The 26,343-nt window shown below is 49.9% G+C and carries 25 protein-coding genes; 8 read left to right on the top strand and 17 right to left on the bottom strand.

Annotated elements, in window-relative coordinates:
- Positions 1–33 precede the first annotated feature (33 nt).
- From WBJ47_RS06455 to WBJ47_RS06445, 3 genes are all read right to left on the bottom strand, one after another.
- Positions 34–516: an acyl dehydratase gene (locus WBJ47_RS06455; protein ID WP_422246342.1), complete on the bottom strand. Its 483-nt coding sequence runs from the start codon at positions 514–516 to the stop codon at positions 34–36.
- Between the two features lies 1 nt (position 517).
- Positions 518–1,048 (bottom strand): FAS1-like dehydratase domain-containing protein, encoded by a 531-nt coding sequence (locus tag WBJ47_RS06450; protein ID WP_422246340.1) that lies wholly within the window; start codon positions 1,046–1,048, stop codon positions 518–520.
- 71 nt (positions 1,049–1,119) lie between these two features.
- On the bottom strand, positions 1,120–2,043 hold the full coding sequence (locus WBJ47_RS06445; protein WP_422246338.1) for a tripartite tricarboxylate transporter substrate binding protein: 924 nt from the start codon (positions 2,041–2,043) through the stop codon (positions 1,120–1,122).
- Between the two features lie 321 nt (positions 2,044–2,364).
- Here WBJ47_RS06445 and WBJ47_RS06440 point away from each other — a divergent pair, with 321 nt between their 5' ends.
- Positions 2,365–3,300 (top strand): fumarylacetoacetate hydrolase family protein, encoded by a 936-nt coding sequence (locus tag WBJ47_RS06440; RefSeq protein ID WP_422246336.1) that lies wholly within the window; start codon positions 2,365–2,367, stop codon positions 3,298–3,300.
- Positions 3,301–3,359: 59 nt separating this feature from the next.
- Here the strand turns inward: WBJ47_RS06440 and WBJ47_RS06435 are convergent, their stop codons facing one another.
- From WBJ47_RS06435 to WBJ47_RS06420, 4 genes are read right to left on the bottom strand one after another with little or no spacing between them, the layout of a single operon-like run.
- Positions 3,360–4,847, bottom strand: coding sequence for an FAD-dependent oxidoreductase (locus WBJ47_RS06435; protein ID WP_422246334.1), 1,488 nt, complete (start codon positions 4,845–4,847; stop codon positions 3,360–3,362).
- A gap of 22 nt (positions 4,848–4,869) precedes the next feature.
- Positions 4,870–5,841, bottom strand: a complete 972-nt coding sequence (locus tag WBJ47_RS06430) for a Bug family tripartite tricarboxylate transporter substrate binding protein (RefSeq protein WP_422246333.1) — start codon at positions 5,839–5,841, stop codon at positions 4,870–4,872.
- 28 nt (positions 5,842–5,869) lie between these two features.
- Positions 5,870–7,384, bottom strand: a complete 1,515-nt coding sequence (locus WBJ47_RS06425) for a tripartite tricarboxylate transporter permease (RefSeq protein ID WP_422246332.1) — start codon at positions 7,382–7,384, stop codon at positions 5,870–5,872.
- Positions 7,385–7,400: 16 nt separating this feature from the next.
- A complete protein-coding gene (locus WBJ47_RS06420; protein ID WP_422246330.1) occupies positions 7,401–7,859 on the bottom strand; it encodes a tripartite tricarboxylate transporter TctB family protein in 459 nt (152 codons plus the stop codon).
- A gap of 249 nt (positions 7,860–8,108) precedes the next feature.
- On the opposite strand from WBJ47_RS06420, the gene WBJ47_RS06415 reads away from it, so the two are divergent.
- Together WBJ47_RS06415 and WBJ47_RS06410 are read left to right on the top strand one after the other, a co-directional pair.
- Positions 8,109–9,086: a hydroxymethylglutaryl-CoA lyase gene (locus WBJ47_RS06415; RefSeq protein WP_422246329.1), complete on the top strand. Its 978-nt coding sequence runs from the start codon at positions 8,109–8,111 to the stop codon at positions 9,084–9,086.
- Positions 9,087–9,098: 12 nt separating this feature from the next.
- On the top strand, positions 9,099–10,460 hold the full coding sequence (locus WBJ47_RS06410; protein WP_422246327.1) for an MmgE/PrpD family protein: 1,362 nt from the start codon (positions 9,099–9,101) through the stop codon (positions 10,458–10,460).
- Positions 10,461–10,548: 88 nt separating this feature from the next.
- Here WBJ47_RS06410 and WBJ47_RS06405 read toward each other — a convergent pair whose 3' ends face one another.
- Positions 10,549–11,217, bottom strand: coding sequence for a dienelactone hydrolase family protein (locus WBJ47_RS06405; RefSeq protein ID WP_422246325.1), 669 nt, complete (start codon positions 11,215–11,217; stop codon positions 10,549–10,551).
- Positions 11,218–11,314: 97 nt separating this feature from the next.
- Between WBJ47_RS06405 and WBJ47_RS06400 the strand changes: the two genes are divergently transcribed.
- Entirely contained in the window at positions 11,315–12,028 is a 714-nt protein-coding gene (locus WBJ47_RS06400) for an ABC transporter substrate-binding protein (protein ID WP_422246324.1), read from the top strand.
- A gap of 17 nt (positions 12,029–12,045) precedes the next feature.
- Here WBJ47_RS06400 and WBJ47_RS06395 read toward each other — a convergent pair whose 3' ends face one another.
- The 5 genes from WBJ47_RS06395 to WBJ47_RS06375 all read right to left on the bottom strand — a co-directional run bounded on the left by WBJ47_RS06395 (position 12,046) and on the right by WBJ47_RS06375 (position 18,221).
- Entirely contained in the window at positions 12,046–12,894 is an 849-nt protein-coding gene (locus WBJ47_RS06395; protein ID WP_422246322.1) for a TorF family putative porin, read from the bottom strand.
- Between the two features lie 273 nt (positions 12,895–13,167).
- Positions 13,168–14,166 carry a Bug family tripartite tricarboxylate transporter substrate binding protein gene (locus WBJ47_RS06390; protein ID WP_422246320.1) on the bottom strand — a complete coding sequence of 333 codons (999 nt, stop codon included), beginning with the start codon at positions 14,164–14,166 and terminating at the stop codon, positions 13,168–13,170.
- 120 nt (positions 14,167–14,286) lie between these two features.
- On the bottom strand, positions 14,287–15,456 hold the full coding sequence (locus WBJ47_RS06385; protein ID WP_422246318.1) for a CaiB/BaiF CoA transferase family protein: 1,170 nt from the start codon (positions 15,454–15,456) through the stop codon (positions 14,287–14,289).
- Between the two features lie 4 nt (positions 15,457–15,460).
- Positions 15,461–16,606, bottom strand: coding sequence for an FAS1-like dehydratase domain-containing protein (locus WBJ47_RS06380; RefSeq protein ID WP_422246316.1), 1,146 nt, complete (start codon positions 16,604–16,606; stop codon positions 15,461–15,463).
- A 49-nt stretch (positions 16,607–16,655) separates the two neighbouring features.
- Positions 16,656–18,221 carry an acyl-CoA synthetase gene (locus tag WBJ47_RS06375; RefSeq protein ID WP_422246314.1) on the bottom strand — a complete coding sequence of 522 codons (1,566 nt, stop codon included), beginning with the start codon at positions 18,219–18,221 and terminating at the stop codon, positions 16,656–16,658.
- Positions 18,222–18,336: 115 nt separating this feature from the next.
- On the opposite strand from WBJ47_RS06375, the gene WBJ47_RS06370 reads away from it, so the two are divergent.
- Together WBJ47_RS06370 and WBJ47_RS06365 are read left to right on the top strand one after the other, a co-directional pair.
- Positions 18,337–19,122, top strand: a complete 786-nt coding sequence (locus WBJ47_RS06370; protein ID WP_422246312.1) for an IclR family transcriptional regulator — start codon at positions 18,337–18,339, stop codon at positions 19,120–19,122.
- A gap of 19 nt (positions 19,123–19,141) precedes the next feature.
- Entirely contained in the window at positions 19,142–19,567 is a 426-nt protein-coding gene (locus WBJ47_RS06365; RefSeq protein WP_422246310.1) for a PaaI family thioesterase, read from the top strand.
- Here WBJ47_RS06365 and WBJ47_RS06360 read toward each other — a convergent pair.
- The gene (locus WBJ47_RS06360) at positions 19,556–20,335 is read right to left on the bottom strand and encodes a dienelactone hydrolase family protein (protein ID WP_422246308.1); all 780 of its coding nucleotides are present in this window, start codon (positions 20,333–20,335) and stop codon (positions 19,556–19,558) included. The genes WBJ47_RS06365 and WBJ47_RS06360 overlap by 12 nt on opposite strands.
- Positions 20,336–20,540: 205 nt before the next feature.
- Here WBJ47_RS06360 and WBJ47_RS06355 point away from each other — a divergent pair, with 205 nt between their 5' ends.
- Positions 20,541–22,085 (top strand): arylsulfatase, encoded by a 1,545-nt coding sequence (locus tag WBJ47_RS06355; protein WP_422246307.1) that lies wholly within the window; start codon positions 20,541–20,543, stop codon positions 22,083–22,085.
- Between the two features lie 99 nt (positions 22,086–22,184).
- Positions 22,185–23,159: an HAD family hydrolase gene (locus WBJ47_RS06350; RefSeq protein ID WP_422246305.1), complete on the top strand. Its 975-nt coding sequence runs from the start codon at positions 22,185–22,187 to the stop codon at positions 23,157–23,159.
- A gap of 16 nt (positions 23,160–23,175) precedes the next feature.
- Here the strand turns inward: WBJ47_RS06350 and WBJ47_RS06345 are convergent, their stop codons facing one another.
- The 3 genes from WBJ47_RS06345 to WBJ47_RS06335 all read right to left on the bottom strand — a co-directional run bounded on the left by WBJ47_RS06345 (position 23,176) and on the right by WBJ47_RS06335 (position 26,293).
- Positions 23,176–24,429 carry an anaerobic sulfatase maturase gene (locus WBJ47_RS06345; RefSeq protein WP_422246303.1) on the bottom strand — a complete coding sequence of 418 codons (1,254 nt, stop codon included), beginning with the start codon at positions 24,427–24,429 and terminating at the stop codon, positions 23,176–23,178.
- Positions 24,430–24,445: 16 nt separating this feature from the next.
- Positions 24,446–25,000 (bottom strand): YSC84-related protein, encoded by a 555-nt coding sequence (locus WBJ47_RS06340; protein WP_422246301.1) that lies wholly within the window; start codon positions 24,998–25,000, stop codon positions 24,446–24,448.
- Between the two features lie 180 nt (positions 25,001–25,180).
- Positions 25,181–26,293 (bottom strand): alpha-hydroxy acid oxidase, encoded by a 1,113-nt coding sequence (locus WBJ47_RS06335; RefSeq protein WP_422246299.1) that lies wholly within the window; start codon positions 26,291–26,293, stop codon positions 25,181–25,183.
- Positions 26,294–26,343: the final 50 nt, after the last annotated feature.

The following is a 26,343-nucleotide window of genomic DNA, read 5'->3' as shown; positions in this document are numbered from 1 at the left end:
AGCCTCTCAGTTAGGTGGTGAGGATTGACGACACTAGAGCTTGGGAGGCACAAACGGATAAGGAATAGCTGAGCCATTTTTGTAAGGCAGAGCAACCGTTGCGGTCCCGGGAGTAGATTCTTTGCCTTCGCCGTTGATGATGCCAAGTTCAATATCAATGAGGCCAAACTCAGGACACTCCCGCTTCCCTGTGATCCGTCCCCAAACGCTGACGGTTTCCTCAACAAGATTCATCGCGCGAAACTGAAAACCTGCCTTCCAAGCCCAGCCCTGTGGACCAGCCCAATCTGCCAACATTTGCATCACAAACTGTTGTTTGAGTGAGCCATTAATCAATAAGCCCGGCAATTTGTCGTGCTCCATTGCAAATGGTTTGTCGTAGTGAATCTTGTGCCAGTTTTCCATGGCAGCAGACCACCGCATTAGATGGGCCGTCGTGAGAGGACCTTTTTCAAGTCCAGGAATGTCCGTGCCGATGACGACATCTTCAAAATAAGGTGTTTTGCCGAGTGCCATGTCATTTCCTCCGGATCTGCGTGCGACGTGTGCGGATGAGTAGGTCACCCTCGCTATTGCGGTACTCTGACTCAGTCACCACTAACACGATAGGACCCTTGCTAGTTTCTTTTTCAGTAATGTCTGCGTAGCGAGACGTCAATTTGATCGTCTCACCGTGACGCGCATAGCGGAAAAATTCAATCTCTGAGCCGCCATTCAACAGTGCATAGCCCGCCAAGGGCTCTATGGCAGGTAAACCTTGTGAACTCGTTGCAGCGACGATGCCATCAAAATCAGGATTCTTTGCATTGTCTTGTATAGGATCGGGTTGCCCAAAGGCGCGCCGAAACATGTGCGTCGGAAATAATGGCGGCGCCACAGGACCGCCATAGCGTGCATTATTTTCACAAGGTGCGCCAAAGATGGGGTCTTCGTACATGATGGCTTGGGCATAGCGTCGAACTGCACCCCGTTCCACCGTATCGCAAGCGATTTCAGTTTCGGATTGCAATCCGATGTATTTTTTAAGGGACTCGGAAAGAGCAGACATGCTGAACCTCTTTGTATGAATGCTAAAAAATTGAAAATGACTAAAAAAATGGTTTGATGGACAGGTGAGTATTAGTTGAGCGTCACTTTTCCGTCCGTCACAATTTTGCGCCAGCGCTCAATATCAATGTTGACGAACTCTTTGAATTCTTTTGGCGGTAAAGGCTGAGTCAGCACCGGATTGCCAGCCTTGATCAATTGATCGCGAATCTCTGGCGTTGTAACAACCTTCACAATCGCAGCATTGAGTTTGGCCAATACCGCGGGTGGTGTTCCTGCTGGTGCACAAAAACCGTTAAAACCTGTAATTAAAAAGCCAGGGAGCGTTTCCCCAATGGTGGGAACATCAGGAAGCTGTGTGGCGCGTTCAGACATCACCACACCGATGGGGCGCAGTCTACCGGACTGAATCAAGGGGAGTGCGGGCTGTAAAACCGCAAAGGACATGGATGCGGTGCCTGACACCACGTCAGCGATTGAGGGCGAGCTACCTTTGTACGGAATATGCAAAATATCGATGCCCGCCATTTGCTTGAAGAGCTCACCTGCAAGATGTCCAGGACCACCTGCGCCGTAGGAGGCAAAGGTGAGTTTTCCAGGTTGAGTCTTCGCGAGCGCGATTAACTCGCGCATATTGGTGACCGGAAGATTTGGATTGACGACTAACACTAAGGCTGCGCCCATGTACATGGTGACAGGATCAAAATCCCGCACGGTATCAAAGGGCAGCTTGTACATACTCGGGTTGGTGGCAAAGGCCGTTGTGCAGACCAAGAGGGTGTATCCATCAGGGGCAGACTTGGCGACATACTCTGTGCCAATAATGGTGTTGGCTCCCCCTCTATTTTCAACAATGACGGGTTGTCCGAGTTGTTCGGTCATGCCTTTTGCAATGACGCGAGCAACGCTATCAGATCCACCACCAGGCACAAAAGGAACAACAACTTTGATGGGCTTGTTTGGAAAGTCTTGCGCTTGTCCAAAAGCTGGGAGCATGACTGTACTCAGAGCAAATAACACACTAGCTAGCACCGACGTGCAGATCGTGTTCTTGAGCTTCATTCGTTGCTCCCCTTATCGTGTCTCGACTGTTGTAAATGTACTGTTGCGTACATATTTTTATATTGCAGTTTTCGTCATGACGCACGTTCAGTCCTGACGAAAATTTATCCTAGCATAAAGCATCCGTCGAAACTAAACGTTTTTCTTCCACGTATCGAATCGCAATGAATTCTCAACATATGGACGTACTTATAAACTTGAACGATGCTTCAATACATTAAAGACTAATAAAAATTCAACCTAGGAGATTGGGACATGAAGATTCTATTTTTTGATGATTTTAAGCTTGGTATTTTGAAGGGAGATCAAGTAGTTGATATCTCCTCTGTCGTAGAAGATATTCCCCATCTTGGCCCGCACGACCTCATCAATGGCTTAATTGAGAGGTTTGACAACTATCGTGCCAAGATCGAGACTTTTGTGCAGAGCCGCAAAGGGATTCCGTTGAGCTCAGTCCGAATTCGGCCGCCTCTGCCGAAACCCGGCCATATAGATTGCATGGCGGTGAACTACATGGAAGATGGCACACGCTCTGCTCCCGCACCGATCAATGCGTTTCAAAAGGCACCGGGTGCCATCATTGGACACGGCGACACGATGATCTTGCCAGATGTGCCGGCTAACATCTTTGAAGGTGAGGCTGAGGTTGCCATTGTGATTGGTAAGCGTGCGACAAATGTTTCTGCCAAAGAGGCGATGTCGTATGTGTTTGGGTATGTCAATTTTGTGGATGGATCTGCGCGCGGTCTTGGGCCGGAGGGAAATGTTTTTTTTCAAATGAAGTCCCGCGATACGTTTGCGCCGATTGGCCCCTATATCGTGACGGCAGATGAGATTCCTGATCCGCAGAAGTTACAGATCCGTTTGTGGAATAACGGTCAGCTCATGCAAAACTTTAATACGGATGATATGGCGCATAAGATTCCTCGCTGTATCGAATGGGTGACGTCGATTCACACACTTGAGCCTGGAGATATTCTTGCGACGGGAACCAATCATCGCGGCCTCAATCCTTTTATGGATGGTGACTTGATTGAGCTTGAGACCGAGGGGCTGGGTCGGCTGGCGTTCAAGGTGCGGGATGATTTAAAGCGGACATGGGCAAGGCAAACGCGCTTGCAACGGGAGCAAGCCAAAGAGCCTGGCGTGCATACGCCTCAACTTAGCGGTCGATACACACCAACAAAATAGTATCGATGCGATCCCGGGTTTGTAACTCGGGATCGCGGTATTTATTGAAAACTATCTATTTAAGACCAAGCTTTGTCTGCGACTGCGTTGCGGGCAGCAATGCGGCCAAAAGCAAAGCATTCGCCGATGTTGCCAGTGCCTTGATACAAATAGCTGAAGATCGAACCTAGCTCTCCTGCACTGTAGAGGCGTGGAATCGGTGTACCATCGGGTCGCACGATCTGAGCACGTGCATTGCGACGCGGACCGCCTTGTGTGTTGAGCATCGATGGTGAGAGTTCAACAGCATAGAAAGGACCCGAGCCAAAAGGCTGAATCATTTTTTCGCGGTCGAAGTCTTCGTCTTTGCCGGTGGCGCATTGTGCATTCCAGCGTTTGACGGTGCTCTCAAGACTACCTTCTGGTAAATTCAAATTTTTGTTGAGCTCTGCGAGGGTCGGAGCAGTCTTGATCCAGCCTTTAGCTAATTCGGCTTTGTTATCAGAACTCCAGCTATAGCCGCTCATGATCTGCGTCCAACCATGTGTAGGCTTGCCATCATAGAGGGGACCATCATCGAACATGGCTTGGTCAAAGATCATGTACATCGGACAAGGTGTGCGCATGGCATGCCACTTGCCATTTTGTTCGACTTTGCCATGGCGCGTTTTGTACTTTTCATCTGTAAAACGCTTGCCATCTGGACCCACAACTACCATGCCGCCCTTCGGCTCGTGAGAGAAATGGAGCGCGATCATTGAAAACGTTGTTGGGTATTCGGGAGTTTTAAGCGCCATCGAGGGGCCGGCAAAGTTATTCATGTGCCAGAGATCGGCACCGAGTTCCATGGCCATACGAACACCATCGCCTTCGTTGAACGGACTGCCCGAGGTATAGCAATAAGGGATGCCGGTCAGGTAGTTGCGAATCATTTCCTGATTGTTTTCAAATCCGCCACAGGTCAGGACGACTCCCTTTTTAGCTTTGAAGTTTAGTGTCTTACCCTGATGAATCGCTTGAACGCCGAGCACTTCCTGCGTCAGAGGATCTTGAATGAGCTTTTGTCCCGGACATTCGTAGCGGACATCAATCGGGCGTGATTTAACAGCCTCAGCCAGCATTTCCCAGGTCTTTGAGTAACCGAGAATGTCACCATGGTGAAACTTGTGGACGCAATCTGAGCCTGGCAGTTCAGGGAACTCAATGCCTGTGCCATGCGTGCCATGCTGATGCTCTTGAGGATCGCCGCCGATCGAGGTGAGCCAGTCGTTGTTCAGACACATCTCTTTGGCCCAAACCTCCACCATGTCGTCAGGAACAGTGTAGGGTCCACAAAGCGCTTTAAGATAAGTGGCCGCACCTTCAGGCGTAGAGGTGTTTAGATAGCCCTGTGCAGCAACGCGCGTATTGCCGCCTTCTTGCCCTTCGGGGGCTTTGTCGAGCATGATGACCGAAGCACCGGCCTCGGATGCGGTAATGGATGTCGCTGCGCCTGCACCACCAAATCCAACGACAACCAGATCAGCTTCGGCATCCCAGACGAATGGCTGGGAATTTTTTTGAGTCATTTGCATTTCCATAGTAAGAGGGTTATTTCATGACGCCTGCGTCTTTAAAGTAGTTTTTATACCATTCGATCTCAGCAGGAAACTTGGACTGAACAGATTTTCCGTCTTCGTAGGCGTAGTCGAGATTATATTTTTCTAGAAGCGCTTTAAATTCAGGCGTAGCCGAGACTGTTTTGAAGGCTGCGGTGAGTTTTTCAGCAACATCATTGGGTAGCCCAGCGGGGGCAACAACAATCATACCGTTTGGGGGATTTGTTGGGGGGCAGCCGATATCTTTCATCACAGGAATATCTGGGCGTTTTGGATCACGCGCGTCCACGTGAAAAGTGACGAGCTCTTTAAAGGCTCCTTGTTCGACAAGTGGAATATGTGAGCCTGAGCCCGCGATGAAATCCACGTGTTTGCCCAGCAATGCAGTGTTGGCAGCTGAGCCCCCCTTTGTCGGAACATGCTTAAAGGTGAGGCCTTTGCAGCGAGCAAATGACTCGACACCGATTTGCTGTTGCGTATTCGGTCCGCTTGATGCATAGGTCATACCAGGATTTTTCTTGGCATGTGCGACAAAATCATCGACGGTTTTCCAGGGAGAGTCGGTGGGTACGACCAGACCACCGATGTAAAAAGAATACTGCATGAGAACCTGAAAATCTTGAGGCTTATAGGCAAGTTTCATCAGCAAGGGACGAACGGTAATGGAGCCCGTTGATGTGACGAGCAAGGTGTAGCCATCAGGCTTTTTGCTGGCGAGTAAGCCGTTCGCAACCGTTGCGCCACCACCCGCTTTATTTTCAACAGCGATCGGAACGCCTAGGATTTTTTCTACGCCCTGCGCCAAAGCTCGAGCAGTCAAATCAGTCGTCGCGCCTGCGGCAAACGCAACATATAACGTGATGGGTTTGTCAGGATATTTTGCAAATGCGGCACCATGCACAAGCAAACTTGTCGAAAGGGTTGCCGCGAATGATGCAAGGCGAAATTTAGTTGTTAGTTTCATGGTTGTCTCCTTTGATGGATAAAAGCGCTTAGGCATTGTCATCGGCCGTTGCAGCTAGCGCACTTCTTTTTTTGCGGATGCTAGGAATCACTGCCGTAATCAGTAATACAAGCGAAACAAATAGAAAGCCTGCAGCGATAGGGCGCGTGATAAAGATGCTCATGCTGCCACCTGAAATAATCAAAGACTGACGTAGAGAGTCTTCGAGAATATTAGTCAGAACAAAGGCCAAGATGAGTGGGGCAGGCTCATAGTCAAACTTTCGCATCAAATAACCAATCACCCCAAAAAACAACATCAAATACAAATCCATCTCACTGCCGTTGATCACGTACGCGCCGATCAGCGCAATAAAGAGAATCAAAGGAAACAGGACGGCATAGCGAACACGCAGCAATTTGACCCATAAGCCGATCAATGGAAGATTCAAGACCAGCAGCATGATATTGCCCACATACATGCTAGTGACTGTGCCCCAAAATAATTCGGGGTTTTTTTCAATCATCATGGGCCCAGGTGAGATGCCATGAATCATCAGCGCACCCAATAAAATTCCCATTACAGCATTAGCCGGTACGCCAAGTGTGAGGAGCGGAATAAATGCAGCCTGAGCTGCGGCATTATTCGCGGCTTCCGGACCTGCCACTCCTGCAATCGCACCATGACCAAATTGTTCTGGTGTTTTTGAAACGCGCTTTTCAACACCATAAGAAATGAAAGAGGCGAGTACTGCTCCGCCGCCAGGCAAGATGCCAAGGAAAAATCCAGTGAATGAGCCACGTGCGATCGGCATCGCAGAGTCCTTCCAGTCCTGGCGGCTGGGTAATAAGTTTTTGACTTGGCTGACTACGACGCCTTGTTTGATCTTTCGTTCAACGTTTAACAATATTTCCGAGACGCCAAACAAGCCCATGGCAAGAGGCGCAATGCCAATGCCGTCTAACAGGTCTGGCACATCAAAAATAAAGCGTGGCATGCCCGTCATGGTATCCATGCCGACCATCCCAGCAAGAAGTCCAACACCCGCCATCATCAAGGATTTCACCATCGATTTTTGCGCGAGATAAGTCAGAATGACTAGGCCCATGATCATCAAGGCAAAGTATTCGGGAGGACCAAATTTCAGAGCAACTTTGGCCAAGGGTGGCGCTAACAGCATCAAACCAATAATGCCAATCGTACCTGCGATAAATGATCCGAAAGCTGCGATCCCGAGCGCGGGTCCCGCGCGCCCTTTCAAGGCCATTTGATGACCATCGAGCATAGTGACAACAGAGGCCGCTTCACCCGGAATCCCGACAAGGATGGAGGTGGTCGATCCTCCATATTGCGCACCATAATAAATACCCGACAGCATGATGATCGCGGTCACGGGAGAAATGCCAAAGGTGATGGGCAGCAAAATTGACATGGCGCCCACAGGACCGAGGCCTGGCAGAACGCCAATGAGCGTGCCGATCAATACGCCAAGAAAACAGAAAAATAAATTATGCGGCTGAAATGCAACTGAAAGACCAATGAGTAGGTTGTCTGCGATATCCATGTGTCCGATGCTTCCCTTAGAATCCGAAAATTCCCGCGGGGAGCGAGATGTTCATCATTTTTTTAAACACCAGATAGGTGGTGACAGTAGCAGCGCTCGGAACGATTAAACACATTATCCACTCGAGACCCTCAAGCCAGCGCATGATGATCACGAGGAGCAAAAAGCTACAAACAAAAAAACCAATGGTTTCAAAGGAAAAAATAAAAAGTAGGATTAGGACACTAATGGCGACTGCTCGCCACCACATGGCACCTTTCCAGAGATCGCGCACACGTGCTTGTGCCTCGGCGTCGCCACTAAATGATTGAAGGACGACAATGATCGCCATGAGTGCGACAAAGCTTCCGGCAACAAAAGTTAAGAAACCTGAGCCAGGCTCCTCCATTGTGCCTAAACCGATGTCGAGTCCGCCATATGCGGCAGCGCAACCAAATAAAAGCCAAAAGAGCCCTCCGACTCGTTCGGCATTCATCGACCTGACTCCTTGGTGCAGATTGTCATGCGTGTCTCCCGTCATTTTGTATCGCTGAGTCCTTAAATGGATTCAGTCGTACTCTGTTATGCCATCATCCTAGGTGGTGGCGATAGCCTTGTCAACACACTGAACGTCCGCATAGAGGACGTGACGTTGACATGAGATTCGTGCTGGGTTTACTCTGGTTTAATCGTGCGCCCCTTGGGTGCACAAAGCGGCTTGCAGTTAAAAAACACAGGAGCAGACATGTCAGACTTACCAAAGCGCGTTCGTATTCTCGAAGAGGGTCCTCGTGAGGGCATGCAGATCGAGAAAGGCCCGATCCCAACAGCACGCAAAATCGAGTTGATTGATAGTTTGTCTGAGACGGGTCTTGAGCAAATTCAAGTGACTTCCTTTGTGAGCCCGAAAGCCGTGCCGCAGATGGCTGATGCGCCTGAGATTGTTGCTGGATTTAAGCGTAAGCCTGGTGTGCGTTACACCGCATTATGGCTAAACGATAAGGGCCTCGAGCGCGCCATCGCAACTGAAAAACTCGATATTCGCGGTTCGCTTTCTTTGACGGCTTCAGAGAAGTTTTTGTTACGAAATCAAAAGCGTACTCTTGAGCAAAACGTTGAAGCAGTTCGTTCAATGATCGGGATGTTTAAGCACTACAACGTGACGATTAATCGCGCCAGCATCATGGCTGTTTTTGGTTGTAATTTTGAAGGCGATATCCCAGTATCTCGCATATTGGACATGATTCAAACGTTTTATGACTTGTCTGCTGAGCATGATTTCAAACTTGAGGTCTTGTCGCTTGCGGATACGATGGCCTGGGCCACCCCCGGCTCTGTGCGCAAGGTAGTCGGTGCGGTGCGCAATAAATTTCCAGACTTGCAATTATCTCTGCATCTGCATGATACGCGCGGAATGGGAATCGCCAATGCCTATGCAGGAATGGAGATGGGTGTTGGCATTTTTGATGCAGCAGTGGCAGGTTTGGGTGGCTGTCCTTTTGCCTCTCACTCGGGCGCTTCCGGTAACGTCTGTACCGAAGATTTAGTCTTTATGTGCAATGAAATGGGTATTGAGACAGGGATCGACTTGGAAAAGTTGATCGAGTCTGCTTTGTTAGCCGAGCAAGTGGTGGGCCATCCGCTTCCTGGCTCTGTCATGAAAGGAGGTTCGCTTGACCGTTTACGTCAAAAGGTCAAAGAGTCTCTGGCGTCTGGCACATAAAGGATTGACGACATGACTCAAATCACACGTGACCTAGGAGCGTTTGCTGCCAACCTCCAGTTTGATCAAATACCAAGCGCAGCACTTGATGTCATTCATACTGGCTTTGCGGATTGTGTGGGAGTCATGCTTGCGGGTCGGGATGAGCCTCCTACGCAAATTTTGACGCAGGTCCTTGCGCCTGCCTCGGGGCCAGCCACCTTGGTATTTGGCGCAAGAACAGCTAGCGCGACAGATGCCGCTTGGATTAATGGTGTGGCAGCGCATGCCCTTGACTTCGATGATGTGGCCATCAAGGGCCATCCAAGTACTGTATTAGTGCCTGCTATTTTGGCCGAAGGACAAGCGCTTGGCTCGACCGGTAAGGAGATGATGGTCGCTTATGCCGTAGGCTATGAAGTATGGGCTGAGCTCGCGCGTCGCGATCCAGAGCACTACCATACGAAAGGTTGGCACCCGACCGGAATTTTGGGTTCGATAGGTGCTGCCGCTGCGTGTGCTTCACTCAACAAGCTCAATGCAGAGCAGTGCGCGATGGCGATTTCATTGGGTGCTTCGCAGAGTGCGGGCATCATGGCCAACTTTGGCACCATGACTAAACCCTTTCACGCGGGGCGCTCTGCTCAGTCTGGTGTATTGGCCGCGCATTTGGCTAAAGCGGGCTTTACCGCCTCTCTTGATGCGCTTGAGCATCCGCAAGGTTTCCTGTCTGCAGTGTCTCCCGGTACGCGCTTTGATGTGACGTCGCCTGTCGAGGCGGGAAAACATTGGAAATTGACTGTGAGTAAGTTATCAGTCAAAAAATATCCATTGTGCTTCTGTACCCATCGTGCCCTCGACGGAATGCTGGATTTAGTTGCGGAGCAGTCTTTCAAGCCAGAGGACATTGAAAGTATTAGTGCCCGGACGAGTTTCCGAAACACTAAAGTCTTGCGTAACCACAATCCTCAAACTGGACTTGAGGCGAAGTTCAGCATGGAATTCGCGATGGCTTCGTGCGTGGTCGCGCAACGTGCTGGCTTGACTGAATTGGTCGATGACTTTGTGCAGCGTCAGGACATTCAAGACTTGATGAAAAAAGTTTCTGTTGAGGCGGATGAGACAGAGCATCCTAATTTACCTGGCTATTCACCCTTTGATCAGATCACTGTAAAAATGAAGAACGGCGAGGTGATCAAGAGTCGAGAGGTCGTGGCTGTGCGTGGCGGGCCAGATTTGCCTCTCAGTCGCGAACACTTATGGAGCAAGTTTGAAGATTGTGCACGCGTAGGCAAGGTTGCATTTTCCGCGCTGAGTTTGTTTGACGCGCTGATGTCACTTGAGACTGTCGCCAAGGTCTCGGATTTGCCAGGTCTAGCCTCGGGGAAAAAGTAAACATATCTTTTTCATTTAAAAGCTTGAATGAAAAAGGGGTGGATTGATCATTCAATCCACCCCTTTTTCTGTTAGCCGCAAATCAGATTTAGCCGACGTATTTTCTAATCATCTCGAGGGTGCGCTCGCGTGCAAGCTTGGCAGAGTCTGCGTTGTAAGAGCCGCGATGGTCGCAATTGAAACCATGATCAGCAGGGTAGAAAAACGCTTGCTCGTTTGGATAAGCCGCCACAACGGCTTTGGCTTTTTCCATTGGAATCGATTGGTCTGTTTCGCCGAAGTGGAACATAACCGGGCAGAGTGGTTTTTCCGTTAGAAAGTTTGGAATACCGCCGCCGTAATAAGGCGCGGAACAGCTAAAGCCAGGAACGCGACTGGCCGCGAGCCAGGCGACTACACCGCCCCAGCAGTAGCCAACGATCGCAGCTTTGCCGGCAGTCTTGCCAAATTCCAGCACGGCGGACACGTCAAGCATGGCGTGGTCAAAGCTCATTTTTTTCATGACTTCAACACCGGCCATGATTTCAGGTTGAGAATACCCCGTGTCGTATTTGCGTTGAACACGGTCAAACAATGCTGGTGCGATGCTGAGATAGCCGTCCGCTGCATAACCATCGGCAACTGATTGGATGTGTTTATTGATACCGAAGATTTCCGGTGCAATCACGACGAGGCCGCGCGGCTTGCCAGCAGGCTCTGCGACGTATGCATCGAACTCGTGTCCGTCGGTTGCTTTGAGCTGAATTGTCTTACCCATTATTGATCTCCTGTTTGAAATTTCTATCAAATTATATGCAATTAACTGCTAGTCTTGAGATCTTGTTTAATATAGTTGACTGAACGGAGCCCCCAGCATGACTGAGCGATTCACGCATATTCTCGCCCCGACAGGACGCCTGAGGGTCGGCTTATATCCCGGTAGCCCAGGCTCGCTGATTGTGGGTGAGACGCCTGAGAGTAATAGGGGGCTCGGATTTGAGCTTGGCCGAGCGTTTGCACAATATCTAAGTGTGGCGTTTGAACCCGTTATTTTTGCAACGAATGGAGAAATATTAGTACAAGCAAAAAATGAACAATTAGATTTTGTTTTTGTGAACGCCACTCCGGTGCGCGCTGAATATCTCGCCTTGGCGGAACCCTTGCTGTTTACGGATCAGACGTATTTAGTCGGACCAAGATGTTTGGTTCAAAAAATTGAGGATATTGATGCGCAAGGGATGCGTGTCGGTGTGTCCGCAGGAAGCACCTCTGAGGCGACGCTACCTAAGCTACTCAGCCAAGCGAAGGTAATTTCAACGAATAGTCTAGATGATGTCATTCGTATGTTGTCCGCTGGCGAGCTTGATGCCTTTGCGACTAATAGAGCGATACTGTGCGAACTCGCCGACAGCATTCAGGGCGCCCGTATCCTCGAGGGTGCTTGGGGGCGAGAAAGTATTGCGATCGGCATCCCTAAGCGTCGTATGCAGGCTCTCCCAGTTGTTGCAGAGTTTTGTGTCTTTGCCAAAAAAAGCGGTTTACTCGCGGCGGCCGTGCGCCGTGCGGGGATGCGCGGCGCACAAATCTAAGTCATTTCGTTGAAGAATTAAAACGTTTTTGTGAGCGAAATCAAAAATCCGCCCTTGCCGAGGTTTTGCAGTTGTGGGTTGATGTAAGAACCGTCTTTTGCATTGGTGCCAACATAGGCCATCGATCCTGAGAATCCACTGCCAAAGTCCTTGGTGACGCCCAGTTTCCAGTCGGTGTACGAGTACAGACTGCTATTGGACATTCCGCCGCCAGCAATTTGACCCGCGACATACTGATATCCAACGTGTGCGTTCAGTGCAAGACCCCAAACGCCAGTGTCATAGTTCACCGTTAAATCTGTGTAGTTCGATCCTGAACTATTCGCAGTACCAAAGAGTGTGGTGGCAGCCCATGAAAACTTCAAATAACCCGTCACTGCATCAAACGTAAAGTTCTGAGCAGCATAAATTTCTGTGGTGTTTGGATTCGCAGCAAAGGCAGACAGATTGGTCGTGGGATAGTAGTACTGCAAGACACCCACGTCAGCCGTAAAACCTTTGGACCATTCATACTTATAACCACCATAGAAATCCATTTCTATAGGTGCTGAGGCATTGTTGCCTGCCAGCGATGCGGAATCGGAAATCCAGCTAATCGAAGAGTTCCAGTTGCCAAGATAAAAGCCACTGGAGTGGGCATAGTCAAAGCCACCTTGAATCGCGGGGCGAAAGTTTGACTGCGAAATGCCGCGGTAGCGGTAGTCGTTGGTCAGGGTCAGGTTGGCGGTAAAGGGGCCAGGCGTGACAACGGATGTCGGCTCAGCGGCTGGTGCGCTTGTTTGAGCAAAGGCGGACGTCATGACGCTTGTGGTCGCCAAGAGCGCTGCGGTAAAACCCAAAGTGGTGAATGCGCGTGAATGACTCATAATGCCCCCGTAAATGGAAAGTCGTGTTTGAATCAATCTCTAAGCAATATGTGTGCCAACCTGTGTCACAAGATGGGCGTGAGATAAAGAGGGGTGTCTCGGCGTGTTCTAGCGGGCTCAATGCGCTAAACAAGGGAGAGGGTGTGCGTCAATCTGGTGCGCCTACCTTGCAATCGAACCTGAATGAGGCAAAAAAAATGCTGCCAGAAAATAAAATCTGGCAGCACTTAACAAACAATGGTCAGGTTTTGACCTGACGCGCAGACGCTACATTTATTCTGCGGTCATCTTTGCGCGAATGATGACGTCTTTCCACTTTGCTGTTTCAGACTTGATGAAGGCCGCATACTGTTCTGGCGTGCTACCAACAACTTCTGTGGCGGTATCCACAATGCGTTTGTTGACATCAGGCATTGCCAGCACTTTAGCCACATCTTGCGACAGTTTGTCGATGATTGGCTTGGGTGTGCCTGCCGGTGCCATGAAACCAAACCAAGCTGTGATCTCAAAGTCTTTGACGCCACTTTCAATCATCGTTGGAATCTGGGGCTCGGCGGGTGAACGCTTGTCGCTTGTGATGGCGAGAGGGCGCAGTTTTTGTGCACGAATATGTGGCAAGAGAACAGGCGTGTTGTGAATCAAAATCTCGATCTGACCACCCAAGCCATCTGTTGTCATCTGCGCGCTGGATTTGTAGGGGATCCCGACAAGCTGAATACCTTCAACCAAGTTGAGTAACTCGCCAGTCAGGTGTTGAGTCGTACCTGGTCCAGCAGTGCCATAGCGCAACTTACCTGGATTTTTTTTCGCTAAGGCGATCAATTCTTGGATGTTGTTAACAGGAACCGAGGGATGAACAGTGACCCAGTTTGGTGTTTTGGTGGCGAGACTGACTGCGATCAGATCTTTGGCTGGGCTGTAGGGCAGCTTGCCGGGGCCCATCAGGCTTTCAGCGACAGCGATTGGTCCGATGGTGTTATACAAAAAGGTATAGCCGTCAGGGGTTGCTTTGGCGACCCGATCCGTACCAATTGTCCCGCCGGCACCCACCACGTTTTCGACAATGACCGGTTGGCCCCACATTTCTGAAAGTTTTTGGCTGATCAAGCGAATCTGACCGTCTGGTGCACTACCAGGTGGCGCAGGTACGATCATTTTGACTTGCTTTTCAGGCCACTTAGTCTGGGCTTGCGCAGAGTCGGGGGATACGAGGCCGTAAGCCATCACAGTGGCTAGAGCAGCGGTGAGGCCGCGTTTAAACGTCAATTTCATGTTGTCTCCTGATGTCTTGAATATTGTTGACACCTTATTCTAAACAAGTCGGAGCCTTCGTTGTCACATCGCTTTCCCTAGTCGAAATTAGGTAAAAAGGGCGATTTATTACCAAGATGATCATTGTTTGATGATTTCATCGTTGTGTTCACCAAGCCCTGGGGGGCAGCGACCGGCTTGACCGGGCGTGTCAGAAAGTTTGATGGGTAAACCCACGCCCCGGTAGTCTGGCCGTTCAATCACCATATCCCGAGCATAGGCATGGGGTTGCTCAAATGCCTCGGGGACTGTGTTTACAGGACCTGCGGGCACGCCCGCATTCATCAGCGCTTCGCACAGCGTCGCGCGGGAAAAGTGTTTGAGTGCGCACCCGAGCGCTTGACGCAAAGCCTCCCGATTGGCCATGCGTTGGCTATTGGTCAGAAATAATGGGTTAAGACAAAGATCTTCGCGATTGATATGTTTACAAAACCTAGCGAACTGGGCATCGTTCACAATACCTAAAAACATTTGCCCATCTTGCACATCAAAGCGATCATAGGTGGGGATGTTGGGATGCGCGCTGCCTGTCAAGGCGGGAGCTTGCCCAGAACTCATCCAGTTCAAGCCATGCGGAATCAGCATGCTCAGCGCCGTATCAAAAAGAGTCGCATCAACGCGCTGCCCCCGCCCAGTCCGTTGCCGCGCCAAAAGCGCCATCAAAATACCCGAAAAAGCGGTGTAACCGGTCACTTGATCCACAATCGGGACACCAATACGCGTTGGACCGGATTGGACATCCCCATTGATGCTCATCAGGCCGCACATCGCTTGCAGCACTGCGTCATAGCCGGGCAAGCCTCCAAGAGGTCCCGTCCTGCCAAACCCAGAGATACTGCAATAGATCAGTCGTGGAAATTGACTGGCGAGGGTTGTCTCATATCCCAAGCCCCATTTCTCCATCGTACCGGGCAAAAAATTTTCAATGAGGATGTCGGCTTCGGATAACAATTCACGGATAACGGCTTGTCCGTGGGACTGACCTAAATCGAGACAAATGCCGCGCTTTCCCCGATTGAGCGCAGAAAAATATGCCGCTTGATCGGGTTTAACAAAAGGAGGCCCCAGCCGTCTAGTTTCATCCCCTGCGGCAGATTCCACTTTGATGACATCCGCACCATGATCTGCCAACATCTGTCCACAGAAGGGACCTGCCACGACACGTGAAAGATCCAACACACGAACACCCGCCAATGAACCCGTTGACTGTTCAGTGTTGAGCCAAGCGTGTGGTGTCAGGTGTTCGCTCATAGACTTATCCGCGACTAGGAAGCTCGACCACACCCGTACCCAGCACAGAGAGCTCATTATCCTGATTGTGGGCTTCTTGAGAGATTTCAACCAAATGACGGTTGCCCTCTTTATATTTTCTGACGACCTTCGCATTGATGAAAATCATATCGCCCTCAGGGTTGTGTCGTCTGATCTTGCAGGTCGCCTTGCACAGGAACCCATCGTCCCCCATCCAGTTTGTCAGCTGGTGGGTCAGCCAAGAGCTCCGCTCAGGACCGTAGTCATAGGCACCAGGGGCACCGACTTCGAGCGCGAAATCCTCTTCCCAATGTACACGCTCTGGCACGTCAGGAATTCCAAAACGGTTTTTGATGCCAACGCCCGGATGGGCGTCAATCAATTGCCATGCCAATTTATTGGCGCGAATATACAAGCCACCCCAGCCTTGAGCATAGGCAATGAAACCAGTTACGGTCATCGGGCCTTTAAACAAAACGGGCAGTGCTTCACCCTCTGTCACATCTTCCCAGTACCGTGTATTGGCGCCACGGACTTCTTCGTTTGCATAGAGTTTGTATGCCTCTTTAATCTGATCATCCGAATACGTGACATGACCTTTTTCTTGAACGGAGGTGTATTTAGTCCCTTTCTCTCTGGCGTGATCACGCTCTGTGCGAAAACACCATGTGTCGGCCTCAGCAAGCTTGTCGCCCGTTTGATTAAAAAAATCGACATGGTAGATTTGTTGGATCGCTTTGCCCGCAAAGCGTGTTTCGTGCTCGATACAGTCCTTCAGGTACGCCTCGGTACTGATGACGTCGTTACGTTGCGCATATTTGTGCCATGTCCAATCTGAGCCAGACCACATGGCATGCACGCCGGGCAAACCACCGACATAGCCTGAAACGATCCTGCTGGTCGAATAGAGGAAACTTGGGAGTGCAACCAGTCCGCCGTGTTTCGTTTTGGCTGCATATGCGGGATCGCACCAAAGCGGATTGTCGTCTCCAATCCCGTGTGCGTAGTGACGGATGTTGTCACGTGTCGCTTCATGGCACCAAGGCTCTGCCGTGGCACCTATTTTGACACCAATGCGTCGACGTAAATCATCTAGCCCTTGCTCGGTGATTTTTGGAAAATTTCTTTGACCTGCAGAGGAGGATGACATGGCTGTTTCCGACAATGAAAAATGATTAGAAAGAAATGCGTAAATGGCTTTATTGCAAAGGGTTCGCGTGCGCGTGATCCAGCTCTCGCTCTCGTAGTTTTTTGCGGTGAACTTTTCCTGCAGGTGTTTTTGGAAGTTCAGTGACAAACTCAATCTGACGCGGGTATTCATGTTGACTCAAGCGAGTCCGCACAAGTGTTTGAAGTTCTTCTATAAATGCTTTGTCCCCGTTTCGTTGTGTCACGATAAAGGCTTTGACAGACTGTCCGCGCAACGCATCTGGTATGCCGATTGCTGCCGCCTCTGTGACATCAGGATGCTTGAGCATTGCATCCTCGATTTCAACTGCACTCATCGTCCAGCCTGCTGAAATGATGACGTCATCTGCGCGGCCACCATGAAAGAAATAACCTTCTTCATCGGTACGGCCGAGATCTTTTGTCGGTATCCATTGTCCTTTGCGCCATACTTTCAGCTCTCCAGTCACTCCAGGTGGGCAAGCAATGCCTGCGCTGTCTTGCACTTGAACCTGAGCACCAGGAATTGCCTTACCCAGGGAACCTTGTTTAACGACAAAGTCTGGTGCGCCCGGGTAACTCACTAAAATGACACCGATCTCAGTCGTGCCATACATGCTGCACACTCTGATACCGAAGGTTTGATCGATAAATTCTTCAGTGGCACTATCAATGGGCTCGCCGGTGAACGACATCTTCTTTAGATGGTACGAGTAACGAGAGGCAGACCCTGCATTTTTCATCATGCGATAGTGGGTGGCTGCAGCAGAAATATTCGTGAATCGATGTTTGTCCAAGCTTTTGAGCAAGTGATCAGCATTAAATTTTCCTGCAAAGGCGCCGACTGTGAGTCCGAGCGCCATAGGAGCCAGAGTTCCGTGCCATAACCCATGTCCCCAGGCAGGAGAAGAGGGGCACATAAAGCGGTCGCCCGGTCGCAGCCCGGTGCCATAGAGTGCTGCGACCATGAGAGTCACAATCGAGCGATGTTTATGTTTGACTGCTTCAGGGAGTTCACGCGTCGTACCTGAGGTGTATTGAAAGATTGCATAGTCATCGGCGCGGGTACAAGGCGTGAAAGCGCACGAATATTGACTCAGCGACGACAAAAACGAAGCATCAGCGAGTTGAGTACGTTTAAGCATTTCACGATCGACAATGCCAATCTTTTCTTCATTGGTAAACAGCATGGCTGGCGCGCAGTCTTGGATGCGAAGCTGCAGACCATCTGGTCCAAAAAGTGTGAACAACGGGACAGCTATTGCTCCCATTTTCATGATGCCGTATATGCAGGCGTAGAATGCAAGCGATGGTTCCAGCATCACTGCGACACGATCTCCGGCTTTGATCTGGTGCGCGACAAGATAGTGTGCAACCTGTGAAGAACGATCTGCTAACTCACGATATGAAATGATCTCATCCGGCCCATCGGATCGAGCAACAATCAATGCTGTTTCATCACTGCTTGCGTAGCGGTCAACGCACTCATGCGCGATATTGAGTTGTTCTCTGTTGCCATTAAACAGCTCCCACAGTTTCTCTGAGGAAAAATGTTTTTGTGCATCCGCATACGAAAAGTATTCGGTGAGCCTAGTCATGAGTTGTCTCTAAATATTATTGATATTTGTTCTAGTCAATTTAACGATCCAAAGTCTTGTTGTCAAATAAAAATGTTTATTGTATAGATACAATAAATATCAATACAATTGACACATGAAAAATCCGACTGAATCTGTCCTGAGTGTGCCCCGTATACGACCGGTTCCTGCCGTGTCGCGCGCGATTGCCATCTTGCGTCTACTCGGTAAGATGCGCTCGCCCATGGGTGTGAATGCAATTGCCCAGTCTCTAAAGATAGTGCCGAGCACGTGTTTACATATTTTGCGTGCACTGACTGAAGAGAAATTAGTTTCGTTTGATCGCACAACCAAGCACTATCGGCTTGGTGCAGGTATGTTGACCTTGGCACGTAGCGCGATCGAGGCCAATGCTTTCCCTTTGTTGGTGCAGCCCGTCCTCGATCAATTCTCGACCCAATGGGGTGTGACTGCGATTGGGGTGGATGTTGGTGATCCGGACCAGATGGTGGTGGTCGCACTTTCGCGTTCCAATATTCCGTTTCGGCTACATGTTGATGTAGGGAGTGTGTTTCCTTCCTTGCTCAGTGCAACAGGCCGTCTGGTGGCTGCTTTTGGAGGCCAGTCAGAGGCAGAAATAAAAAAACGATTTCTGAAATTGCGTTGGGATAAACCACTCGATTTCAAAGTCTGGAACAAAGAGGTTGTATTTGCTCAAAAAAATCAATACAGCATGGATCGAAACGCCTATATCGCAGGTGTGACGATCGTTGCAGTTCCTGTGCTCACACCCACAGGAAAAATCTCACATACGATTGTTTGCGCAAGCTTGATGGACGCACTGAATAAAAAACAGCTCACACAATTGGTCGGAGAAATGCAAGTGGAAGCACGACTGATCGCTGACCAACTTTTTACTTGAGCCAATACTGATTAGGAAAATGATGCAGCAAATATTCAACCCCCAAGAAAATGGCTGGAAAGTGTGTCGCGTAGAAGGTTTTTTTTCAACGATCGGGCCGCTTTGGGCAAGGCAAACTGAGAATACTTGGGAGTATGGTTTGCAAGTCGAGTCCCGTCATGAAAACCCGCTCGGAATCGCTCACGGAGGCATGCTCGTATCTTTTATGGATCAAGCCATCAGTATGATTGCTTGGAGCGCGACAGGCCGCAGGCCATGCGCAACAGTCCAGTTAGATACGCATTTCTTATCCCCAGCAAAAGCGGGTGACTTTATCGTTGCACAGGTGGAGGTGACACGCTCGAGTTCAAGTCTTGTTTTTATGCGCGGTGTCTTGCGTGTAGAGGAACGGGAAATTATGACCGCTCAAGGCATGATGAAAATCATTCATCGCTCATCTGACTGATACGGACAATTGTTCAAGTAGGCCTTGAAGTTTTTTGTACGCGTCATTGCGCGAGTCAGGATGGGGACCTACGTGAACACCCTGACCTGGATTGACCCCGTTCGGAACTTCTTTGCGCAAACGTACCTTGCCAGTTGGACTATCAAAGCCGTGATGGGCGTCAGGGTACACATAGACTTGCGCATCGACGCTGCGCCCCAGATCAATACATGGTTGCGGTGGTGTCCAGTCATCCAGTCCCCCAATAAAAAGCGTCAGCGGTACCTTTGTACGGTAATTGCGAGCGAGTTGAGCAGAACAGCCGGGATAGAAAGCAACCGCTTGATCAATCAATGTTGTGATCTTTTCATTGGTGAGTGCGGCATCTGCACTCTTTGGTGATTCAATGGTTTCTAAAACCGTCGAGCCGCCATTTGACCAACCTAACAACACGCTTTTGAGCTTTGGTTGGACTGGATTTGTTAAAGCTTGCGGTACCCATTCTTGAGCTTTTACCCATTGCGCTGTTGCAAGGGCGTCTGCCTTACGCTGGGTTTGTTTGATCGTGCGTTCGGAGAATTTTTGAGTACAAATTTCACGACGGCCACGCGTTGTAAAGCTATCTGGAAAGACGGCGATCCAGCCAAGTGCGTTGGCATATTGGGCCATTGCGGCATGTCGGGATGACAGTTTGTCACCATTTTTTGTGTTCGTTGAGAGTAAGCCACCGCAGCCATGAAGTGCGATAAGTACGCCTTTTGGCGTATCTAATGGGGTAAAGACATGCAATGAAATGTCAGGAAGGTTCGTAACAGGCAACGTGACCAGATATGCCTTCTCAGCCGCGTAAACATTGGTTATAAGGGCTAAAAATAGAAGATGAATCAGTAAGAATTTGTGTTTGAATTTTGACAATTGTGTTCCAATTACAAGGAATGTTTTACCTTGTGAATGATTAAATCAAAAAGCCAGTTCCGAACATCGGAGATCAAAGATGAAATTTACGCTAAAGAAAAGTACTGTTGCACTTGCCTTGGCCGCAGGCGCATTGATGTCAACACAAGCCTTGGCACAGAAACAACCCAATATTCTGATCCTTTGGGGCGATGACATTGGACAGTTTAATATCAGCGCCTACAACATGGGCATGATGGGCTATAAAACCCCCAATATTGATAGCATCGCTAAGCAAGGTGCACTTTTTACAGATTGGTACGGTCAGCAAAGTAGTACAGCAGGCCGCGCAGCCTTTATTACCGGTCAGTCACCGATTCGCACAGGACTGACAAAAGTCGGTCTACCAGGGACGCCCGAGGGCATGCGTAAAGAGGATCCAACGCTGGCAACGCTGCTGAAAGCACGTGGCTACAAAACGGGACAGTTTGGTAAGAATCACCTTGGTGATCGCGATGACATGCTGCCTACCGCACATGGCTTTGACGAGTTCTTTGGCAACCTGTATCACCTGAACGCCGAAGAAGAGCCAGAGAATCCTGACTACCCGAAAGATCCAGAATTTAAAAAGAAATTCGGCCCTCGCGGTGTTATCCACAGCTTTGCTGGTGGAGCGATCAAGGATACCGGTCCCTTGACACGTAAGCGCATGGAGACGATTGACGATGAAGTCATGGTCAAAACTCTCGACTTTATGGAGCGTTCCAAAAAAGAAGACAAACCCTTCTTTATCTGGTGGAACTCCACTCGCATGCACATCTTTACGCACCTCAAGGAAGCGTCAAGAGGCAAGACCGGACTTGGTGTGTATGCAGACGGTATGGTTGAGCATGATGGTCATGTCGGACAGATTCTCGCCAAGCTCAAAGAGCTCGGTCTAGATGAAAACACCATCATCATGTACTCGACAGATAACGGAGCAGAGACCTTTACCTGGCCAGATGGCGGTACGACGATGTTCCGCGGCGAAAAGAACACAAACTGGGAAGGCGGTTATCGCGTTCCTGCAATGATCAAGTGGCCTGGCGTGATTAAGCCAGGCACTATCAATAACGACATCGCCGCGCACGAGGACATGGTGCCAACACTATTGGCTGCAGCGGGTGACAAAACCGTTAAAGAAGATCTCCTGAAGGGTCGAAAGATCGGGCAAATGAACTACAAGGTCCATCTTGATGGCTACGATCTCGGTCCCGCACTGAAAGGCGAGCAAAAAGCTTGGCCACGCCGTGAATTTATTTACTGGACGGACGATGGTAGTGTTGCAGCCCTGCGCTACGACAACTGGAAAGTGACGTTCCTGCAGCAAGAGGCAGAAGGCCTGGAAGTTTGGCAAAAGCCTTTCACTGTGTTGCGCGCTCCAGCATTGACTAACCTGCGAATGGATCCGTTCGAACGTGCTCAGCAAGAGCATGCGATGGGTTATCAGCGTTGGTATCTTGATCGCATGTTCGCCATTGCACCCGCGGGCGCCTATGTTGGTAAGTGGCTCCAGAGCTTCAAGGAGTTTCCTCCACGCCAGAAGCCTGGTAGCTTTAACCTTGATCGCGTGATGGAGTCCGTGACGCGTTCGCAACAAAACTAAGTAAACGCATGTGTTCTTAACGACCTATGCACGCTAGACTCACTCCGCCCTCACCCGGCGGAGTTTTTTATGGTTCAAACAAATAGGCAGGAAGATGTCATGAAGAAAACGATCGCAGGCATACTGTTTTTTATTACGCTCAATGCTTTCGCTCAAGGCCTGCTGCCCGCTTGGAATGAGGGGCCGACAAAACAGGCACTATTGAGCTTTATTGATAAAACCACAACAGAGGGCAGTCCTGAGTTTGTGCCAATTCCTGAACGTATTGCTGTTTTTGATAACGACGGGACTCTCTGGAGTGAGCAGCCTATATATGTACAAATTGCGTTTACCTTTGACCGAATCAAAGCGCTTGCGCCCCAGCACCCCGAATGGAAAACAACACAACCTTTCAAGGCCGTACTTGAAAATGACATAAAGGGGGTGATGGCCACGGGTAATAAGGGCCTTTTTGAGCTGATTGCTGCCACACACGCAGGCATTGACACTGAAACTTTTCAATCGATGGTCACACATTGGCTCAAGACCACACCTCACCCTAGAACAGGTCGCCCATATACCGAAATGGTCTATCAGCCCATGTTGGAGTTACTCGCACACCTCGAGTCTCGCGGCTACAAAACCTATATCGTTTCAGGAGGTGGCATTCAGTTTATGAGGCCTTGGACTGAGATGGTGTATGGCATCCCTCCAGAACGCGTGATCGGTAGTTCAATTAAAACAAAGTTTGAAGTCGTCAATGGACAGCCACGATTGGTGGGAACACCCGAGATTCAGTTTATTGACGATGGCGAAAATAAACCAATCGGCATTCAAGAGCGGATCGGACGTCGTCCGGTGATGGCCTTTGGAAACTCAGATGGCGATCTGGAAATGTTGTGGTGGACGACTGCTGGCAAAGGCCCGCGATTTGGGATGCTGATTCGACATACCGATGACGTAAGAGAAGTTGCCTACGATCGCAAGTCGTCAATTGGGCGTCTCGATAAAGCGCTGGATATGGCGCCGGCAAAAGGCTGGGTAGTGGCGGATATGAAGAATGACTGGAAAGAAATTTTTCCGCCTAAAAAATAAAAATGCAGGTGAGTCTTTAGTCGGGTAGGCGTCCAAGATGTTTCAAAATACGCACGACATCTGGGCCAATATGATCATAGAAATGATAGAGCCCAGAACATAAATAGTTCATGCCCGCTTCGCCGTCACGACTTTTGATGAGTCTGTTTTTTGGACACTCGCCCCAGCAAAGCTGTAGATAATCACAACTACGGCATTGCTTGGGCAAGGTGTCACGCTTATCCATGCCAAACTTTTCCTGTTCAGCGGAAAAGGCCATATCACCCAAATGCGTTTCAGTGATGTTACCCAGGCGGTATTCTGGATAAACAAAGTGGTCACACGAATACACCTCACCATCATGCTCGACTGCCAGTCCCTTGCCGCAGAACTCCGCTTGTGTACATGTCTGTGCAGGTAGGCCACCCGCTTGCGCGATTGCCGTCTCAAACAGATTGACGTGGATGCGACCAAAATCCGTTGCGAGCCATTCATCCCAGACACCGGCCAAGAAAGTGCCATAGTCATCAGGATCGACGGACCAGTCCGTCACAATTGAAAGCGGATGGCCCGGTTTTGCACGCGCTGAGTCTTGCAATGGCGCACTGGAGAAATCCATCTTGCCCGGTGCGGTTTCCTTGAATGCACGTGGTTCAACTGCAGGATTGAATTGAACACGCCAACTACCGACCTCATCGACTAAAAATCGATAGACCTCTTTGGGATGCTTGGCATTCGCACGGTTGACGACACAAAGGGCGGCAAAGGAAATCTCCGCTGCAACGAGTTTGCGCGCAGCACTCATGACGAGATCAAAGGTTGGCTTGTTATTACGTGTTTTTCGGTAGCGGTCATGCAATTCGCGTGGACCATCGATAGATAATCCAACATGAAAATGATGTTTTTTTAGAAAGGCAATCCACTCATCGTCGAGCGCAATGCCATTTGTTTGTAAATCATTTTCAATGCGCTGACCTGGTTTGGCGTACTTGGCTTGCAGTGCAACGACACGCTCATAAAAGGGCAGGCCCATTAATGTGGGCTCGCCACCCTGCCAAGAAAAAACAACTTGGTCGCCCGTCTGACTTTCGATGTATTGACGAATATGTTGTTCAAGCGTTGGCTCGTCCATCCGCGCGTGTGGCTTGTGCTCGAGCAATTCTGTCTTGTGCAGATAGAAACAATAATCACAATCGATATTGCATTCCGCACCGGAAGGCTTGTTCATCGCGTGAAAACGATAGTGCCTACCGACAGGAAGTGCGGGCAGTTTGAGTGTGGGTGTTTGCACAGAAGACTTTTGCAATTTATTTGTTGATTTTTGTGATCTTGTTGCCTTGGATGCCGACACCTGCCATCAAGCCTTTTTGGCTAAATACAAAGGCGTAGATATCTTTTTGCATCGTCGTGGTGGTGGTTGAGTTTCCCATGCCTTGGTCAATCACCACAATACTTGGGCCGACGCCGACTTCAAAGCCTTGAGCGACATCAAGTGCCTTGACCGCATCTTCTTTCATGAAAAAGAGAGCGTAGCCATATTCTTGAGCGCCGGCCTGGAAACCAAAGGACGCGCCGCCAGTATTGTAAAAAGCAGTCGCTCTATCGCCACGCCAGAGCACGCCTTCACCATACTGACCACCAATCATCAGTCCTGCTTTTTTGACATTCGGAAAAACCAAAATTGCTGCTGCTTTTGTGCTGAGCTCTCTCGCAGTCGCATTTTGAGCAATGAGGGTGTTGAGGGCCGCACGTGAACTACGCTCAAGAGCTGCGCGGGACTCTGCATGTGCGCTCGTACCAAGCACTGAAGTGATCGTCAATGCCAGCATGACGAGGGTATTTCTGAGTGAGATTTTCAGCATGATGTGTATGTATGTTTAAAGAAAATGAGGTCGCAGAGGCACGAATTTTCTCGGCTAAAGGACAGGTGCTCAGAATACACGCAACTTTAATAATTGGATACTTTTGCTCTCGAGTCTAAGGCCTGATGGATGTACCATTTGGCGTACGCCAAGGTTGGTGCCCTCAACGTTCAAGAGTACTCAATAAAAAGATTTTTCATCAATAGAGAGCAGTGGAAATGCACTCAAGGCGCCCGACGGTTCGAGCGCTGTCGCGGCACTCAGGTAGCTTTCGTTGAGCTCTTGCATCGTATTGACGCCAAGCAATCCCAGACAAATATTGACCTCTGCCTCGAGCAGTTCAAGTGTACGGACTAAGCCCGCGGTGCCATCCGCCGCCAATCCGAAACATTGCATTCGACCGATCCCGACCATGTCAGCACCTGCAGCAATCGCTTTTACGATATCGCTGCCGCGATTGATCCCGCCATCTACGATCACTTTCGCACGTTGATTGACGGCTCGAATGACCTCGGGCAAAACAGCCATCGAACCAAGACCATGATCGAGTTGCCGTCCGCCGTGGTTGGAAACATAGACCATGTCCACACCATGCTCAACGGCCATGGCGGCGTCCTCAGCAGTTGCGATGCCTTTCAGTATCAGGGGAATCTTTAATTTTGACTTTAAGCGGTCTACATCTTTCCAGGTCAGCTTGGGTTGGTGCTCACGTCCTGGCACTGCACTACGTCGAATGTTCCGCTTGGCAAGGTCGCGCTCACGTCGGCTGTAAATAGCGGTGTCAACAGTCAGGCAAAACGCAGCATTACCCGCATCTTGCGCACGGGCGGCGATATCATCGACCCAGGCTGCGTCGCCATGCACATAAAGTTGAAACAAGCGCATGGCATCAGGGGCCGCTTGCTGTACGGCCTCAATGCCAGGTTCGCAAACGGAGCTGAGCATGTGCGCCACACCGAACTCACCAGCCGCACGCGCAGCGGCTGCACCTGCTTCGGGAGCAAAGAGCTCTAAGCTGCCAACAGGGGCGAGAATGACTGGAAGGCGTAGCGCACGTCCTAAAAAGGTCGTGCCACCAGTGACATGGCTGACATCCCTGAGAACCCGGGGGCGGAACGCCAGCGCATCAAGCGCAGCTCTGTTGCGGCGCAAGGTCGTTTCTGTTTCAGTGCCGCCTACGATGTAGTCCCAATGATCATGATTGAGCTTTTGTCGGGCTTTTTGAATGATTTCGTGCAGTGTGAGAAAAGTTTGTTGTGTTGCCGTTGCGGATGTTTGTTTTTGGGTTGTCATTTGTCGTAGAAGCCAGCTTTCTTTTGTGGATGGTTTACCATCAAGTTAGG

This window comes from Zwartia sp., from assembly GCF_049655405.1.
Lineage (GTDB): Bacteria > Pseudomonadota > Gammaproteobacteria > Burkholderiales > Burkholderiaceae_B > Zwartia.
This window is presented reverse-complemented; position numbering and strand designations above follow the sequence as displayed.

Coding starts and splice junctions, on each gene's coding strand:
- WBJ47_RS06425 (WP_422246332.1), bottom strand. CDS start 7,384: ATGGATATCGCAGACAACCTACTCATTGGTCTTTCAGTTGCATTTCAG.
- WBJ47_RS06370 (WP_422246312.1), top strand. CDS start 18,337: ATGAAAAATCCGACTGAATCTGTCCTGAGTGTGCCCCGTATACGACCG.
- WBJ47_RS06375 (WP_422246314.1), bottom strand. CDS start 18,221: ATGACTAGGCTCACCGAATACTTTTCGTATGCGGATGCACAAAAACAT.
- WBJ47_RS06380 (WP_422246316.1), bottom strand. CDS start 16,606: ATGTCATCCTCCTCTGCAGGTCAAAGAAATTTTCCAAAAATCACCGAG.
- WBJ47_RS06400 (WP_422246324.1), top strand. CDS start 11,315: ATGACTGAGCGATTCACGCATATTCTCGCCCCGACAGGACGCCTGAGG.
- WBJ47_RS06340 (WP_422246301.1), bottom strand. CDS start 25,000: ATGCTGAAAATCTCACTCAGAAATACCCTCGTCATGCTGGCATTGACG.
- WBJ47_RS06455 (WP_422246342.1), bottom strand. CDS start 516: ATGGCACTCGGCAAAACACCTTATTTTGAAGATGTCGTCATCGGCACG.
- WBJ47_RS06335 (WP_422246299.1), bottom strand. CDS start 26,293: ATGACAACCCAAAAACAAACATCCGCAACGGCAACACAACAAACTTTT.
- WBJ47_RS06355 (WP_422246307.1), top strand. CDS start 20,541: ATGAAATTTACGCTAAAGAAAAGTACTGTTGCACTTGCCTTGGCCGCA.
- WBJ47_RS06445 (WP_422246338.1), bottom strand. CDS start 2,043: ATGCTCCCAGCTTTTGGACAAGCGCAAGACTTTCCAAACAAGCCCATC.
- WBJ47_RS06450 (WP_422246340.1), bottom strand. CDS start 1,048: ATGTCTGCTCTTTCCGAGTCCCTTAAAAAATACATCGGATTGCAATCC.
- WBJ47_RS06420 (WP_422246330.1), bottom strand. CDS start 7,859: ATGAATGCCGAACGAGTCGGAGGGCTCTTTTGGCTTTTATTTGGTTGC.
- WBJ47_RS06415 (WP_422246329.1), top strand. CDS start 8,109: ATGTCAGACTTACCAAAGCGCGTTCGTATTCTCGAAGAGGGTCCTCGT.
- WBJ47_RS06350 (WP_422246305.1), top strand. CDS start 22,185: ATGAAGAAAACGATCGCAGGCATACTGTTTTTTATTACGCTCAATGCT.
- WBJ47_RS06440 (WP_422246336.1), top strand. CDS start 2,365: ATGAAGATTCTATTTTTTGATGATTTTAAGCTTGGTATTTTGAAGGGA.
- WBJ47_RS06405 (WP_422246325.1), bottom strand. CDS start 11,217: ATGGGTAAGACAATTCAGCTCAAAGCAACCGACGGACACGAGTTCGAT.
- WBJ47_RS06395 (WP_422246322.1), bottom strand. CDS start 12,894: ATGAGTCATTCACGCGCATTCACCACTTTGGGTTTTACCGCAGCGCTC.
- WBJ47_RS06430 (WP_422246333.1), bottom strand. CDS start 5,841: ATGAAACTAACAACTAAATTTCGCCTTGCATCATTCGCGGCAACCCTT.
- WBJ47_RS06435 (WP_422246334.1), bottom strand. CDS start 4,847: ATGACTCAAAAAAATTCCCAGCCATTCGTCTGGGATGCCGAAGCTGAT.
- WBJ47_RS06390 (WP_422246320.1), bottom strand. CDS start 14,166: ATGAAATTGACGTTTAAACGCGGCCTCACCGCTGCTCTAGCCACTGTG.
- WBJ47_RS06385 (WP_422246318.1), bottom strand. CDS start 15,456: ATGAGCGAACACCTGACACCACACGCTTGGCTCAACACTGAACAGTCA.
- WBJ47_RS06365 (WP_422246310.1), top strand. CDS start 19,142: ATGATGCAGCAAATATTCAACCCCCAAGAAAATGGCTGGAAAGTGTGT.
- WBJ47_RS06410 (WP_422246327.1), top strand. CDS start 9,099: ATGACTCAAATCACACGTGACCTAGGAGCGTTTGCTGCCAACCTCCAG.